A 15,986-nucleotide genomic window follows, 5' to 3' on the forward strand; every position below is an offset into this window, starting at 1 on the left:
CATGGGCGCAAGCGACAAAGCACGCTCGCTGATCACGTTCGTCGGCGTGAGCGTGCTGTCGGGCGCCCTGGCCGCGGGCCTGGCGATTCCGCTGGCGGGATTCGCCGGGCTGGGCACCGAGCAGCTGGCCAAGACGGTCGACAGCCTGCCGCGGGAGCTGGTGATCGAACCGGTCGCCGTCCGCAGCCGGATGCTGGCCGGTGACGGCTCGGTGATCGCCACGCTCTTCGAGCAGAACCGGGTACCGGTCAGCCTGAAGCGGATCGCGCCGATCATGAAGACGGCGATCATCGCGATCGAGGACTCCCGGTTCTACGAGCACGGCGCGCTGGACCCGAAGGGCACGCTGCGCGCCGTCGTCCGCAACCAGAGCGAGGGCTCGGTCCAGCAGGGCGGCTCGAGTATCACCCAGCAGTACGTGAAGCTCAGCCTGATCGAGAAGGCCCGCACCGAGGCCGAGCGGCAGAAGGCGACCGAGGTCTCCTACGAGCGCAAGCTGACCGAGCTGCGCTACGCGATCGCGCTCGAGAGCGAGCTGAGCAAGAACACGATCCTCGAGCGGTACCTGAACCTGGTCAACTTCGGCGACGGCGCGTACGGCGTCCAGGTCGCCGCCCAGCACTACTTCGGGACGACCGCCGAGAAGCTGAACCTGCCGCAGGCCGCGCTCCTGGCCGGCCTGGTGAAGAACCCGACCGGCTACGACCCGACCAACAACCTGCGGCGGGCCAAGGCGCGCCGCGACCTGGTGCTGCGCCGGATGCTCGAGCTCAAGGTGATCTCGGTGCACCAGGCGAACCTCGCGCTGAAGACGCCGGTGATCGACCTGAAGAAGGTCGACCCGGTGCCGAACGGCTGCGCCAGCTCGCGCTACCCCTTCTACTGCGACTACGTCGTCTCGCAGCTGCTCGCCAACCCGGCCCTCGGCCGGACCGTGAAGGAGCGCGACCACCGCCTGAAGACCGGCGGCCTGACGATCCGGACCGGGCTCGACCCGCGGATGCAGGCGGCCGCTCAGGCGTCGATCGACCAGCACGCCCGGCGGACCGACACCGCGACCGCCGCGGTCACGATCGTCCAGCCGGGGACGGGGATCGTGAAGGCGATGGTGCAGAGCCGGCCGTACGGCAACGGCCGGCACCACACGAACTACAACTACAACGTCGAGAAGTCGTACGCCGGCGGGTACGGCGGGTTCCAGAACGGCTCGACGATGAAGGCCTTCACGGTCGCGGCGGCGATCGAGAAGGGCATCCCGCTGGACTACCGGATCAACTCGCCCGAGCAGATCAACCTCAGCAACAAGAAGTTCCGGACCTGCTCGGGGTTCACCCGGGATCCGAAGTACACCCCGCGGAACTCGACCCGCAGCGGCAACCTGACCATGGTCGAGGCGACCCGCTACTCGACCAACACCTATTTCCTACAGCTGTCCCAGCGGGTCGGCCTCTGCTCGATCGCCGGCGTCGCGCAGCGGGTGGGGATGTACGACGCCCAAACACTGGAGCCGCTCGAACAGGTCATCTCGATGACGCTCGGCGTCGGCTACGTGACCCCGCTGCAGATGGCGAACGCCTACGCGACCTTCGCCGCCCGCGGCGTGTACTGCCGGCCGCTGATCGTGCTGTCGGTCCGCGACAAGGCCAACAAGCCGATCGCCACCCCGCGCTCGCAGTGCAAACAGGCGCTGGCTCCCGGTGTCGCGGACGGCGTCAACCGCGTCCTCAGCGCCGTCATGGACCCGGGCGGCACCGGCGGCAAACTCCGCTTCGGCAACTGGGACCTGGCCGGCAAGACCGGCACCATCCAGGACAACAAGGCCGTCTGGTTCGCCGGCTACGCCCCCAACCTGGCCGCCGCCGCGGTCGTCGCCGACGCCAACCTCCCCTACACCAACCTCATGTACGGCCACACCCTGGACGGCCGCGACATCTCCGACCCCACCGGCTCCGGCACCGCCGGCCCGATCTGGAAAACCGCCATCCAAGGCGCCCTCCGCGGCCTCCCCCTCCGCCGCTTCACCGCCCCCTCCACCAAGATCCTCAACGGCAACCGCAAACCCCTCCCCGACGTCACCGGCCTCGACCGCACCGCCGCCACCACCCTCCTCCGCAAAGCCGGCTTCGAAGTAACCATCGCCAACCAACTGGTCACCTCCCCCATCCCCACCGGCAAAGTAGCCCACACCGACCCCCGCCCCACCGCCGGCGCCACCCCCGGCACCCTCATCACCATCCACCTCTCCAAAGGCCCCGGATCCCCGTAGCTGCGGCTGGCGTTTCGGGTCTTGATCCGGCGGCCGCCGTGTGCTCGGGGCGCTATACACCGCCGCTGGGAGATGTACCAGGTACTTGCGCAATGTCACTTCGTGCAATTCCGTTGACTCGGAGGGTGTTCGCAAGTCACCGTTGGTGCGCTTCTCAACCGCCTTGAGAAGCGCACCTCGGGGGTGCTCGCAGTTCGGCTGTGGTGACTTCAGGGGTGAGGTATGTCTTTCAACAGGTGGTCCTGGCGCGCCTTCGTGCGCCCGATCGGGGTTCTCTCGGCAAGCGTGGTGATCGCGGCCGGCCTGGTCGCGACACCGGTTGCGGCCACGGCTGCACCGGTCGTCGCACCGAAGTCGGCCAAGACTGAGGCCGAGGCGTCGCGCCTCGCCGCACAGTTCAACACCTCGGTCGAGGTCGAGGAGCGGACGACGGAGTACACACGTACCGTCGCGACTCCGCAGGGAACCCTGAAAGCCGAGATCTCCAATCAGCCTGTTCGTGTGCGCCAAGGCCAGACCTGGCGTGAAATCGATACTGCGCTCGAGGTTCGCGTTGACGGACTCGTTGCTCCGAAGGCATCGACCACCGACATGGTCTTCTCGAACGGCGGCGGTGGCCCGCTGGCCCGGTTCAAGCAGGATGGGGCGGTCTTCGAGTTGAAGAGCCCTTGGCCGCTCTCGAAGCCGACCCTCTCCGGTTCCAAGGCGACCTACGCCGCCGTACTCCCGGGCGTGGACCTGGTCATCAACGTGACTGCGGAGAGTTTCAGCTACAACTTGGTGGTCCAGACCCGTGAGGCCGCCTCGAACCCTGCGCTGCGCACCCTCACGTTTCCGGTCAGCACGCAGAATCTGGAGCTAAGCACCAGCCAGCCGGGCCGCCCGGCCTATGTCGACTCATCAGGCCGTCAGGTCCTGACCGTTGGCGAGGCACTCATGTGGGATTCGGCCGGCTCCAAGGCACGGTCGAAGAGTGCCGCTGCGGCCGTCGACGAGGGGCCCGCCGGTGAGGCAAAGCATGCGTTGATGGATCTGGCTGGCAGCGAGGCTGGTCTCACCGTGAAGCCGGACCAGAGCATGCTTGCGGCCGCCGACACAGTCTTCCCGGTGGTCCTCGATCCCACCATCATCAAGAAGAAGGACCGGGTCGGCTGGACAGCTGCCTGGGAGCTGTACCCGGGCACATCGTTCTGGCAGACCGAGCACAGTCTCGGCGTTGGTTACGAGGGCTTCGAGCAGAGCAAGATCGTCCGCTCGTACTACCAGTTCAACACCTCCTACTACACCAACAAGAAGATCATCGCGGCGTCGATGATGGCGTATGAAACGCACTCGGCCAACTGCACCAAGAAGGGGGTCGTCCTCTCGCGGGTCAAGCCGATCTCCCCGCGCACGACCTGGAACAACCAGCCTGCAGTCGAGGCCGACGTCGCTACGGTGGTCGACGCCAAAGGGTGGAGCTCGGCCTGCCCGGCCGGCTTCCTCGAGTTCGACGTGACCGCCTCGATGCAGGCGACCGCCGACGCCGACTTGCTGTCGACGACGTTCCGGCTGCGTGCTTCGGACGAGAAAGACAAGTTCTCGTGGAAGCAGTTCGCCAACATCTCTCAACTGCAGGTCGAGTATGTCGCCTACCCGCTACCGGCGTATGAGCTCGGCGTTGCCAGTCCCACGGACTTCCCGCACGACTGTGCACCGTCGACCAGACCGACGGTTGTCGCGGACAAGCAGCCGGAAATCTCCGCCAAAGGCAAGATGGGGGTCGGTGACGCCACGGCGCGGGTCTATGTCGAGTTCCTGATCCGCAACTCGGGTGGGCCGGTGTCGACGATGGAAAGTCCACTGACTTCTCCGGGTGTGCTGCAGAAGAGGGCATCGAAGGTCAAGCTGGCTGAGCGTGCGTTGTACACCTACAACGCCAGAACGGTGTATCCGTTGCCTAACGGTACGAAGCTGTATTCTGCGTGGGGCGGCCCGTGCTTCTTCGTGGTGGACAGCTTCGCGCCGCCCCCGCCGACGATCACGGCGAGCTATGACAACACTGAGCTGGTCAACTGTTTTGGGAAGACCGCATGCCCGTCCCTGGTGCCGTTCCTCGCCAAGGTGACGTACAAGATCGAGTCGAACAGTCCTGATGTCGTTGCCTTGAGCTACGGTTTCGGCGGCACCGAGAAGCGAGTCGCCGGCCGCTCGGTCGAAGTGACACTCACGACCCCGAGTCCGTCTGCCATGATCCTGAATGCTGTTTCCCACGACGCTGCTGAGCACCGGAGTGTTGAAGCGCGGCACAAGATCAATGTCAGCCCCGGTACGCCGCCTGTCGCGGCGTGGTCGTTCGACGAAGGATCGGGTGGGACCGCGTCCGACTCGTCCGGCAAGGGGCGACACCTGACTGTTACGGGTGCGCAGTTCGACGACGCTGGCCGGCTTGGCGGTTCGCTGGCCTTCAACGGTCAGAATCCTGGTGACAATCGGGCGACGACGCCAGGCCCGGTGGTCGACACCTCCAAGAGTTTCAGTATCTCGACGTGGGTGAGGCTGAAGAGCAAACGAGATGGCGTCGCCGTCGCGATCAATGGAACCAGTGCGTATGGCGCGGTTCTGCGCTATGTACCAGCGCCCCAGGATCGTTGGATCTTCTACCAGAACACCAGTGCCACAACGACTCCGGCAGTTCGGGTCGACTCCAAGGCCCCGCCGGTTCTGAACGCCTGGACGCATCTGCTGGCTGTTTTCAATGTGGACGAGACGAGCGTGACGCTCTATATGAACGGCCGGCTGCAGCAGACGGCGAAGTACAACCACACGCCGTGGAAAGCAATGGGATCGGTGGAAGTCGGCTCCTATCGCCTGGGCACTGCCACTGGTGTGCTCGATGGCTCGGTCGATGAAGTACAGATTTATGACCGGGTGGTCCCCGAGGACGAGGCAGAACGGCTGGCCGACCCGCGGGTAGGTCCTTCGGGGCACGATGAGACGGTCGCCGGATTATCGGCAAGCTATCCGTTCGATGGCCTGGAACCTGGGGCGGGCGGCGGCTGGAACACTCCGGACGAGGTCTACGACGCGGACCTGGCGGTCTCAGGATTCGGCGGGACAGATCAGTCCGCCGCGATCGTGGAGGACGTCCACCGCGGCAGAGTCCTCGCATTCAGCGGCAGTGCTGCAGAGAGCGTTTCAATCAACAGGCCCGTTGTAGACGCGTCAGGCAGCTTTACGGTGACGGCGTGGGTGCAGATCACCGATCCCGCCAAGAAGCAGATCGTCGTCCGACAAGCCGGTACCAACAAGGACTCATGGCGATTGGAATATCGTCCGGATCCCACCAGTAGCGACAGGGCCCACTGGGTCTTCGTACGAGCCAACGGCGATCTGACCACCAGCACCTCGGTCGAGGCGCCGGCGATCACTGATCGGAACGCGGTGTCGTCGGACTGGATGGCCGTCGCGGCTATCTACGACGCGAAGAACGACAAGCTCAAGATACGGATCAATGCTGATCCCGATGTCGGCAGCTTGACGGAGTTCAAGTTGCCATTCACCAACGGTTCCACCCACGTCGGCAAGGCTCCGGCCGGCGCGACCTACTCGCCATTCGGCGGGCTTCTGGACGATCTCCGCATCTATGCGGGTGTCGTATCTGACAAGCAGTTGTGTATCGATGTGACCGGTGACCCCTCGGAGTGCTCCTGATGAGGCGAATGATGCGCAAACCTCGGATCCACCCGTTTCCTGTTCTGCTCGCAGTTTCGATGGTTGCGACAGTTGGGGTTGTGGGACCGACGGCCCAAACCGAGGCACGAGCCGAGGCGTTGCGGGCGCCGGCGGCGACTCAGGCGCCGGATGCCAAGGTGTCAGCCGTCGCACCGGTGGCGCGGCCCCTGGCGGCTGATCAAGCGCAGGCTGCGGCCGCTGTGGCGAACAGACCGGTGAGCTGGCCGGCCCCTGGACATCGGTCAGTGTTCGTTAACAGACCTGGTGCCGAGAAGAATGGGCTGTTCGCAGCCAGCTCCGCCAAAGCGGCCAGCACGGTCACCGCCGACCTAGAGGTCCTCGATCAGGCAGCAAGCGCTCGGGCCGGGGTGAGCGGTGTGTTGGTCAAGGCGAAGGCCGCTACGGCGCTGCCGGACGCCAAACTGACCTTCGACTACTCAGGCTATGCAAACGCGTTCGGTGCCGATTGGGACAGACGCTTGCGTGTCGTCGCCTTGCCGTCCTGCATCCTGACGACCCCCAAGGTTCCGGCCTGTTCAACGAGCACCTTTCTTCGCAGCGAGAATGATCCGGCGTCAAAGACCGTAACGGCGACCGCGCCCTTGAGCACGCAGCCGACAGTTTTCGCCGTGACAGCCGGAGCGGAGTCGAGCACCGGTGACTTCGCGGCCACGCAGTTGTCGGCTGCCTCGAACTGGTCCGGGGGCGGTTCGAGTGGGGACTTCACCTGGTCGTATCCGCTGCGGGTTCCGCCGGCAGTGGCCGGGCCGACGCCGAGTCTGGCGTTCACATACTCGGCGCAGTTGGTGGATGGCCGGACCTCGGCTACGAACAACCAGGTGTCATGGGTTGGCGAGGGGTTCGAGCTGACCGAGTCGTTCATCGAGCGCAAGTACACGAGTTGCGACGAGGACGAGACCGGGGGAGCGAACAAGGGGAAGTACGACCAATGCTGGAAATACGACAACGCGACGCTGACCCTGAACGGTAAGGCGACCGAGCTTGTGCGAGCCTCAGGCGGGGACAACGGTCCTAGCGCCTGGAAGTTGAAGAACGACGACGGCTCGAAGGTCGACAAGCTTGTCGGCACGGACGTGAACGGTGATGCCCGGAAGGAGTACTGGCGCGTCACGACTACCGACGGGACGCGGTACTTTTTCGGTAAGCACAAGCTGAACGCCAACCTGACGGCGGTGACGAACTCGGTCTACACCGCGCCGGTGTTCGGCGATGACGCCAACGAACCCTGCCACGGCGCGACGTTCACAGCTTCGAGCTGTGATCTGGGGTGGCGCTGGAATCTCGACTATGTGGTCGATCTGCACGGCAATGCGATGTCGTACTGGTACACGAAGGAGACCAACAAGTACGCGAAGAACGGTATCGCCTCCCCAGGGACGTCGTATGTTCGTGGCGGGTACCTGGCCCGGATCGACTACGGCTTGCGGGACGGCGAGCTGTCGAACACCACGAAGGCTCCGCAGCAGGTTGTCTTCACAACTGCCGAGCGCTGCTTGTCGAACTGCTCGACGCTCAACAGTTCGACGCGTGGGAACTGGCCGGACGTTCCGTTCGACCAGATCTGCGAGGGCACGACGGCGTGTACCAACAAGGTGTCGCCGACGTTCTTCTCGCGAAAGCGGCTGGTCCAGGTTCAGACGTTCGTGCTGAACGGGACGACGCCGCAGGAGGTTGATCGCTGGCAGACGCGGCAGCGGTTCACCTCTACTGGCGACAGCTCCGGATGGCCGATGTGGCTGGACGGAATCTCGCACAGCGGCACGGTCGGCACGGCCATCAGCGTTCCGGATGTGACCTTCAAGGAGGTCGGCATGGCCAACCGTGTCGACAGCACGAAGGACAATCTGAATGCGATCGTCCGAAATCGGATCCATGAAATCACCACGGAGACCGGCGCAAAGGTGATGGTGAACTATGCGCCGAAGGAGTGCATGTCCGGCGAGCGCCCGGTCAAGGACTCGAACACGAAACGCTGCTATCCCGTGAAGTGGAAGCCACCGCTCGAGGCGAACGAGCGCGAGGACTGGTTCCACAAGTACGTCCTCGACAGCGTCGTGACCTCGGACCCCACGGGCAATGGCGCGACGATGATGTCGCAGTACGTGTACTCCGGTGGAGGCGCCTGGCACTACCAGGAATCTCCGATGCTGAAGGACAAGGACAAGACCTGGTCGGAGTGGCGCGGCTACGGCGCAGTCACGACGTACACCGGAGATCCGGCCGAGCCGTCGAAACGTTCAAGAAGTGTCACGAAGTACTTCCGCGGTATGGACGGAGACAAGCTCGAAGACGGCGACGGCAACCCGAACACGGACCCGCGCCGCAACGTCGACATCGTCGATTCCGAGGACAAGGTCTACGCTGACAAGGAGGCGCTCGCCGGTAGTCCGCTCGAGGAGATCACCTACCAGAGCGCGAGCTCGGCAACGGTGGTGTCAGGGGTCATCACGGACTACGTCGTTGCCGAGCGGGCCTCGCAGGCCGTCCCCGGAGGAAGTCTCAAATCGAACTTCGTGGCCGCGGGCTCGACTACGAGCAGGACGGTCCGGGACGGCGGACGCCCCAACCTCGTGCGCGCCACGATGACCGAGTACGACTCGGACGGTCTGCCGGTGAAGGTGACCGACCTCGGCGACTCGACGAAGACCGATGAGACCTGCACGATCACGAGCTACGCCAAAGACAGGACAAGTTGGCTGGTCGCGCTGCCGATCCGCATCGTGAGCTCGACCGGCAAGTGTGATGCGGATTCGCCGAATCCGCCGGAGAAGCGCGTGCTCAGCGACGTCCGCACTCTCTACGACAAGATGCCCTACGGCTCAGTCACGAAGGGCGACGCGACCAGCGTTCAGCGGCTTCGCAGCTACACGGACGGCCAGCCTTCGTATCAGACGAGCGGTACCAAAGGATATGACGTGCTCGGCCGGGTCACCTCGTCAGGTGATGCGCTGGGGCGGATCACTACGACGGCGTACAAGCCTGCTTTGTCCGGTCCGCTCACAGAGACGACCGTGACCCAGCCGACGGTGACGAACTACGACGGTGGGCAATCCAGCTTCACGACGGTAACCACCTACAAACCGGAGTGGGGGCTGCCGTCGAAGACCAGTGATCCGAACGGCAAGGTCACCGAGATGGCGTACGACGCGCTCGGCCGACTGACGTCGGTGTGGTTGCCGAGTCAGGCCACGGCGTCGCCGAAGCTTGCGAACACGAAGTACACCTACACGATCTCGAACACCGCAGCATCGACGATCCGGACCGATGCGCTGAATGTCAACGCCGATGGCTACGTCACGTCGTACCAGCAGTTCGATTCGCTACTTCGCCCGAGGCAGTCGCAGTCACCGGGCGCGTTGAGTGGCCGGGTCATCAGCGAGACGCGATACGACTCGCGAGGGCAGGCGATCTATCAGAACGCCGATGTCTGGAACTCATCCGCACCTGCGGCTCCGCTGGTCGAGATTCCGAACGCCTCGGTGCCGAACCAGACCTTCAACGAGTACGACGGTGTCGGACGCGCCATCAAGTCGACCTTCATGAGCGGCTTGCAGCCGAAGTGGTCGACCAGCACGCGCTACGGCGGTGACACCGTAACCGTGCTGCCGCCTGCGGGAGGCAGCGCCACAGCGACCGTCACGGATGCACGCGGCCAGGTCGTCGAACGCCGAGAGTTCGACGGGAACACCGCTACCGGGACACCTGACCTCACCAAGTACACGTTCGACCTCGCGGGTCGGATGACCCGGATGGACGGAGCTGGCGGAGCCTGGACGTACAAGTACGACCTCCGTGGCCGCAAGATCGAAAGCACCGACCCCGACGCCGGTCGGTCGACCTCGACCTACGACGAGGGCGATCGGCTCGTATCCACGACGGACTCCACCGACAACACCCTTATCACCACCTACGACGTACTCGACCGCAAGACTGGGCTCTACAAGACAAGTGTCGCCCCTGCAAACCTGCTTGCCGATTGGCGATACGACAAGGCGGGTTTCCTGGGACAACTCGGCGAGTCGACGAGCTACACCACAGGTAAGACCGGACCGGCGTACCGAACGGCGATCACTGACCGGAATGTGCTCTACCAGCCGACGAGGGTTGCGAAGTCCATCCCGTCCGCGGCGGAGAACGAGCTCGGCGGCACCTACACGAGCCAGTTCGCGTACATGCCGGATGCCAAGACGCTGAAGGCCTACCTCAGTCCTCGGGGCGGTGGCCTGAACTCCGAGGAAGTGCAGCTCAAGTACAACCCCATGGGTATGCCGACGGAGATGGTCGGGAATGCGACCTACGTGGCCGGCACTGCCTACCACCAGTTGGGCGAGACCCTCGAGTACCGGCTGGGCTCGAACAGCGACATGCAGCTCAACTACGACTACGAAGACGGCACCCGGCGGCTGAGAGAGGCCTCTGGTGGCAAAGAGAAGCTGGTCTCCTACCACCAGTACACCTATGACCCGAGCGGAAACGTCACAAGAGACCACAATCTGGTCGACGGCGGCGATACTCAGTGCTTCCAGTACGACGGCCAGCGCCGTCTGAAGGAGGCATGGACCCCGGCCAACGCCGACTGCACGCAGACCCCGAGCTCGCTCAGCCTTGGTGGCGTAGCACCGTACTGGCAGTCCTGGACCTACACGCCAACAGGTCTACGCAAGACCCAAGTCGACCATTCCACTGCCGGCGACGTCACCAGCACCTTCGCCTACAACACGAACCAGCCCCACACACTCGCCAGCGTCACTCAGAGCGGTGACGGTGCCGGTCCGGTGAAGAACTACAGCTACGACGCCCGCGGGAACACAACAGTCCGACCTGGGCAGTCCCTGAGCTGGAACGAGCAGGGAAAGCTCGCCAAGCTGTCCGGCACCGAAGGTGACACCGAGTACGTCTACGACGTCGACGGCAGCCTGCTGGTCCGTCGCAACCCGACCGAGGTAACCCTCTTCATGGGCGACCTCGAGCTCACCCTCGACAAGACGACCAAGAAGGTGCTCGCCAAGCGCCAGTACTCGTTCAACGGCCAGACCATCGGCGTTCGCTCCGCGAACGGCACGCCGACCTCGGACATGTCCTGGCTGGTCACCGACTATCACGGCACCTCCCAGGTCGCCGTCGACTCGGTCACTCTCGCTCCGACCAAGCGCTACGCCAAACCCTTCGGCGACCCCCGCGGCGCCGCAGCGACAGCCTGGCCGGACAACCACGGCTTCCTCAACAAACCCGAGGACGAAACCACCGGCCTGACCACAATCGGCGCCCGCGAGTACGACCCCACCATCGGCCGCTTCCTCAGCGTCGACCCCGTGCTGGACCCGAACGACCCGCAGCAAATGCTCGGCTACACCTACGCCAACGACAACCCCACCTCAAACTCCGACCCGACTGGCCTCATCCCCAAATGCCTCTCCTGCGGAGGAGGCGGTGAGCCCACCGACGCGACCAAGTCAATCATTAACGAACCTGACAACAGCAGCACCAGCACCAGCACCAGCGCCGGTGGCAGCGGCGGGGGGAGCAACGATGACGGTGGCAGCAACCAACCCAAAAAGAAGAAAAAGCGCTGGTACGAGAAGGCCGTTGACGGGGTCAGTGATTTCGTCGACCACGCTAAAGAGTGGGCTGACGCGCATGCGTCCGAAATCGGACAGGTTGTGACTGCAAGTGTCGCGATAGTTGGTGTCGCTGCGTTCTGCGGTGCGACGGCGGGCCTCGGGTGCTTGATTGCGGCTGGTGCTGTTATGGGTGCAGCCGGAGCCAGTCTCGGATATGGCACACGGATAGCGCTGGATGCCCAAGAATCCTTCAGTACGGCAAACTTTGCTAAAGAAGTGGTTGTAGGCGGCGTCACAGGCGCGGCAGGCGGTGCCATAGGCGTAGGCGCTGGTGCAGCGGCTGGGAAGGTAGTAACCGCGCTGGCCAAGTCGGCAGTTGGTAAGGTGTCGTCGAGTGCGGCGACTGTGCCTGGACCGAACGGTGCCTTGCGAGACGTTGCTTCCGGTAGGTTTGTCGCCAACCCGGCGAAGAAGGCGGCTGCTGCTCTGAAATCGGCGCATGGTAACTCGCGCGCTAGCAAGGCTCTGACTCATCTCTACCGATTAGAGGATCAGGACGGAAATCTACTCAAATGGGGCATTACGAACGACTTGAAGGGTAGATATACGCAGGGCTTCTTGGCTGACAAGAACCTCATCCCCATGACCAGTGGTGTGCGGGGTCATATGTTGAATCTGGAACGTTGGATTGTTGAGCGCGACCCCGGTCCGCTCAATCGTGAGCCATGGGCAGGTAGACGCAGTGGATGAAGTGGTTCCCCTCTTATCGATTGGCTCCGTGCTGGGTGACTCGGATCGCAGCAGCATGGAGTGGAAGAATGCGATAAATTCTCTTGGTAAGCGAATCCGTTCTGCGCGCGAAGGATTCGATGGCCCCCTGCGAGTCAATGTGGTTTTCCATGTGGACGGGCGTTTGGTTCCCAATGAATTCGTTGGCATTCGTACTGGAAGGTTCAGTCGAAAGAATTCACACTTGTTGGTACAAGCGGCCGTCCCAATCGGGTCTGTGGGTGATCGTGACGGGGTCCTTTGGGAACTGCTTACCGACGCGGTAGCGGTGGCTGAGGATTATGCGCGACGTAAGAAGATTGCTAATGATCTTCCTGAGATCCGAGCGATTCTAGCTCGCGTGATGACGGACTGACTAAGAAGACTTCGAGCGTCTTTCGGTGCGTAGGTGACTGCTCGACCGTTCTGTAAGAATCGATCGGCCGACTCCAACGATAGTCGGTCGCTGGTTATCAGTTCGGGTCTTTGAGGGGGCGGACGTCGTTGCCGAGGACTAGGGAGACGAGGCCGGTGGGGTCTCGGAATTTGGCGTACCAGGCGCCGGTGCCGGTGTCGCGGACCCAGGCTTCGATGTGGCCTTCGCCCCAGGTGGCTCGGCGGACGGGTTGGGGGGTGGGGAGGAGGCGGACGGCGCCGGCGGGGCGGGGGCCGTGGGCGTCGTACTGGAGCTCCAGTTCTACGGCCGCTTCGGCGGCGGCGTGTTTGTCGGGGAGGCCGCTGGCGCGCCAGCCGTTGACTGCGCCGTCCCAGACGCCGAAGCCTTCGGAGCCGTCGTCTGCGGGGCGCACTGTGAACCGACCAAGCATATTTTCAGATTAGCCGGTGTTCGAACAGATGTTCTAGTCTTGATTTCGGTGGGTGGGCTGCGGTAGGTGGGGTGGGGCGGTCACGGGGTGTAGAAGGCCTGGGGGTCGCCGGCCAGGGAGGCTTTGACGACGCGGGGCATCTCGTCGGCCAGGACTTCCCACTTGCCGGTTTCGAGGCCGTCGAGGCCGGCCTTGGCGATGACGGCGGGGTCGCTCTTGGGGATGTCGTGGGCGGCGGTCATGTCGGTGTCGGTCGGGCCGAGGTGGAGGCCGGTGACGTGGGTCTGCTGGGCGGCCAGCTCGAGGCGGATGCCGTTGGTCAGGTTCCACTCGGCGGCTTTGGAGGCGGCGTACCCGCCGGAGCCCGGGAAGGAGGCCCAGGAGAGTGCGGAGAGGACGTTGAGGATCGCACCGCCGGCCAGCTGGGGTGCGAAGGCGCGGATCACGTTGAGGGTGCCCCAGAAGTTGGTTTCCATCTCGGCGCGGGCCAGATCGAGGTCACCGGTGAGCAGGTCCGCGCTGTTGGCGATCCCGGCGTTGTTGATCAGGAGGTTGACGTCGGCGGCGGTCCGGACGGCGGCGGCCACCGAGCCGGGGTCAGTGATGTCCAGCTGGAGCGCCTGGATGCCGGGCAGGTCGATGAGTTCGGGACGGCGGGCGGCGGCGTACACCTTGGCGGCGCCGCGCTCCAGGAGCTGGGTGGCGAAGTGGCGGCCGATCCCGCGGTTGGCTCCGGTGACGAGGGCGATCGATCCTTGAATCTGCATACGATGACGCTAAAACTTGACGTTGACGTCAAGGGCAAGTCTTGTGATGGAGGTCACTGTGCGGATCGGAGAGCTGGCCACGCGCGCCGGCGTCAGCACGCGTGCGCTGCGCTACTACGAAGAGCGGGGCCTGCTGGAGTCCGAGCGCAGCTCCGCAGGGCAGCGCTTCTACGCCGAAGAGGCCGTCGAGCGGGTCCAGCTCATCCAGCAGCTGTTCGCCGCAAACCTGTCCAGCCGCACCATCGCCGGCCTGATGCCCTGTGTGGACGGCGATCTCAGCCCGGCCGAGGCGCAGGCGCGGCTGACTCGCGAGCGGGACCAGATCGACGTCCAGATCGCCGAGCTGACCGCCGCCCGCGGTCGGCTGACCGCGGTCATCGCGCTGTGCGAACAGGAGTACGGCCGCCCGAGCTAGATGTCGAAGCCGCCGCCGACCTCGATGGACTGCGCGTTGATCCAGCGGGTGTCGTCGGACAGGAGCAGGGCGATCACGGCGGCGACCTCCTCGGGCTCGCCGACCCGGCCCAGCGCCGTCCGGGCGGCCAAGTGGGCTTCGAAGTCGTCGGTGAGACCGCCGCCGAGGTCGGTGCGGATGGCGCCGGGGGAGACGGAGTTGGCGCGGATGCGACGGTCGCCGAATTCCTTGGCCTGGTAGCGGGTGAGGACCTCGAGGCCGCCTTTGAAGGTGGCGTACGGTGCCACGCCCGCCGTGGCGACCCGAGTGGTCGCGCTGACCAGGTTGACGATCTGACCGCCGTCCGCGATCAGGGGGAGCAGCGTCTGAGTCAGGAAGAACGGGCCCTTGAGGTGGACGCGGAACAGTCCGTCGAACTGCTCCTCGGTGACGGTGGCGATCGGGTTGTAGAGGCCGTACCCGGCGTTGTTGACCAGGTAGTCGAAGTTGGCCCGGCCCCACGTCTCCTGCAACGTCGCGCGGACGGCGGCGGCGAACGCCGGGAAGGTGGTGGTGTCCGTGACGTCGAGCTCCAGCGCGACCGCCGTCCCGCCCGCTGCCGCGATCTTGCCGACCACGTCGGCCGCGGCGTCCGGATTGCTGTTGTAGGTGAGGACGACGCCCAGGCCGCGTTCGGCGCAGGCGAGCGCGGTGGCGGCGCCGATCCCGCGGCTGCCGCCAGTGATGATGACGATGTTCATGACGCCCAGTCAACGGCCGCAGCGGCGTCCCGTGGCAGAGCGAGTCTTCCTAGGAGTGCTGCACCCAGGATGCAAGGACGTCGGCGCTGCGCGTCCCGCTCGCCGCAGTCGCGACGGTGAGCTGTTGACCAGGCGCCCCGAGGACGCCGAACGTCTGGAAGCTCAGCTCGAGCAGCCCGGCCTCAGGGTGGTGGATCGTCTTGTGAGTCACGGTCAGCCCGGCCACGCTCTGGTCGTCCCACAGCGAACGGAACAGCGCGCTCTCGCCGTACAGCCGCGTGACCAGCTCACTCACCTCGGCATGCGGCGGGGTGAAACCGGCCGACAACCGCAGTGCGCTCACCGACGCCCGCACGACCTCGTCCCAGTTGCCGTAGAACTCTTGCGCGTACGGATCCAGGAACAGCGCGGCCAGCACGTTCTCTTCCCGCCCCTGTAGTGGCGTGATCAGCTGACTCGCCGCCGGGTTCGCAACCAGCACCCGGAACGCAGGGTTCGTCACGTACGCCGCTGCTTGCGTAAACGCCGCCATCGTCTGTAGCAGCTCGGCCGCGACCACATCGTCGTCCCGCTCAGTCCCGGGTGCCAGCCGGGCCAGCCGGAACAGGTGGTCGCGTGCGTCCGTTTCGAGTCGCAGCGCTCGCGAGATCGACTCGACTACCTGTGCGGACGGCGTCCGCTCGCGCCCCTGCTCCAGCCGCGTGTAGTAGTCCGCGCTGACCCCGGACAGGACTGCGACCTCCTCACGGCGCAGCCCGGCCAGGGGGGGGGGGGCGGGGGGGGGGGGGGGAGGGGGAGGGGGGGGGGGAGGGGGGGGGGGGGGGGGGGGGGGGGGGGGGGGAGGGGGGGCGGGGAGGGGGGGGGGGGGGGGGGGGGGGCGTCGACCATCCAGTCCACGTGCGCAGGC

The 15,986-nt window shown here is 65.0% G+C and carries 9 protein-coding genes; 5 read left to right on the top strand and 4 right to left on the bottom strand.

The genetic code is table 11. The features are described 5' to 3' along the window. Position 1: 1 nt before the first annotated feature. The 4 genes from ACZ6ZD_RS33360 to ACZ6ZD_RS33375 all read left to right on the top strand — a co-directional run bounded on the left by ACZ6ZD_RS33360 (position 2) and on the right by ACZ6ZD_RS33375 (position 12,706). Positions 2 to 2,266, top strand: a complete 2,265-nt coding sequence (locus ACZ6ZD_RS33360) for a transglycosylase domain-containing protein (RefSeq protein ID WP_465678169.1) — start codon at positions 2 to 4, stop codon at positions 2,264 to 2,266. Between the two features lie 222 nt (positions 2,267 to 2,488). Next, positions 2,489 to 5,959, top strand: coding sequence for a LamG-like jellyroll fold domain-containing protein (locus tag ACZ6ZD_RS33365; RefSeq protein WP_465678171.1), 3,471 nt, complete (start codon positions 2,489 to 2,491; stop codon positions 5,957 to 5,959). 80 nt (positions 5,960 to 6,039) lie between these two features. Continuing rightward, entirely contained in the window at positions 6,040 to 12,312 is a 6,273-nt protein-coding gene (locus tag ACZ6ZD_RS33370) for an RHS repeat-associated core domain-containing protein (protein WP_465678173.1), read from the top strand. Further along, positions 12,305 to 12,706, top strand: coding sequence for a hypothetical protein (locus tag ACZ6ZD_RS33375; RefSeq protein ID WP_465678175.1), 402 nt, complete (start codon positions 12,305 to 12,307; stop codon positions 12,704 to 12,706). The genes ACZ6ZD_RS33370 and ACZ6ZD_RS33375 overlap by 8 nt, the downstream gene beginning before the upstream one ends. A 97-nt stretch (positions 12,707 to 12,803) precedes the next feature. On the opposite strand, the gene ACZ6ZD_RS33380 is transcribed toward ACZ6ZD_RS33375, so the two are convergent. Both ACZ6ZD_RS33380 and ACZ6ZD_RS33385 read right to left on the bottom strand, forming a co-directional pair. Next, positions 12,804 to 13,157 carry a hypothetical protein gene (locus ACZ6ZD_RS33380; RefSeq protein WP_465678177.1) on the bottom strand — a complete coding sequence of 118 codons (354 nt, stop codon included), beginning with the start codon at positions 13,155 to 13,157 and terminating at the stop codon, positions 12,804 to 12,806. 80 nt (positions 13,158 to 13,237) lie between these two features. Further along, the gene (locus tag ACZ6ZD_RS33385; protein WP_465678179.1) at positions 13,238 to 13,924 is read right to left on the bottom strand and encodes an SDR family oxidoreductase; all 687 of its coding nucleotides are present in this window, start codon (positions 13,922 to 13,924) and stop codon (positions 13,238 to 13,240) included. 58 nt (positions 13,925 to 13,982) lie between these two features. Here ACZ6ZD_RS33385 and ACZ6ZD_RS33390 point away from each other — a divergent pair, with 58 nt between their 5' ends. After that, positions 13,983 to 14,339 carry a MerR family transcriptional regulator gene (locus tag ACZ6ZD_RS33390; RefSeq protein WP_465678180.1) on the top strand — a complete coding sequence of 119 codons (357 nt, stop codon included), beginning with the start codon at positions 13,983 to 13,985 and terminating at the stop codon, positions 14,337 to 14,339. Here ACZ6ZD_RS33390 and ACZ6ZD_RS33395 read toward each other — a convergent pair. Then, on the bottom strand, positions 14,336 to 15,079 hold the full coding sequence (locus ACZ6ZD_RS33395; RefSeq protein WP_465678182.1) for an SDR family NAD(P)-dependent oxidoreductase: 744 nt from the start codon (positions 15,077 to 15,079) through the stop codon (positions 14,336 to 14,338). The two genes, ACZ6ZD_RS33390 and ACZ6ZD_RS33395, sit on opposite strands and share 4 nt — an antisense overlap. 49 nt (positions 15,080 to 15,128) lie before the next feature. Next, a complete protein-coding gene (locus ACZ6ZD_RS33400; protein ID WP_465678190.1) occupies positions 15,129 to 15,971 on the bottom strand; it encodes a helix-turn-helix transcriptional regulator in 843 nt (280 codons plus the stop codon). Positions 15,972 to 15,986 lie beyond the last annotated feature (15 nt).

The organism is Kribbella sp. NPDC104218 (genome assembly GCF_055584105.1).

Coding starts and splice junctions, on each gene's coding strand:
- ACZ6ZD_RS33360 (WP_465678169.1), top strand. CDS start 2: ATGGGCGCAAGCGACAAAGCACGCTCGCTGATCACGTTCGTCGGCGTG.
- ACZ6ZD_RS33365 (WP_465678171.1), top strand. CDS start 2,489: ATGTCTTTCAACAGGTGGTCCTGGCGCGCCTTCGTGCGCCCGATCGGG.
- ACZ6ZD_RS33380 (WP_465678177.1), bottom strand. CDS start 13,157: ATGCTTGGTCGGTTCACAGTGCGCCCCGCAGACGACGGCTCCGAAGGC.
- ACZ6ZD_RS33385 (WP_465678179.1), bottom strand. CDS start 13,924: ATGCAGATTCAAGGATCGATCGCCCTCGTCACCGGAGCCAACCGCGGG.
- ACZ6ZD_RS33395 (WP_465678182.1), bottom strand. CDS start 15,079: ATGAACATCGTCATCATCACTGGCGGCAGCCGCGGGATCGGCGCCGCC.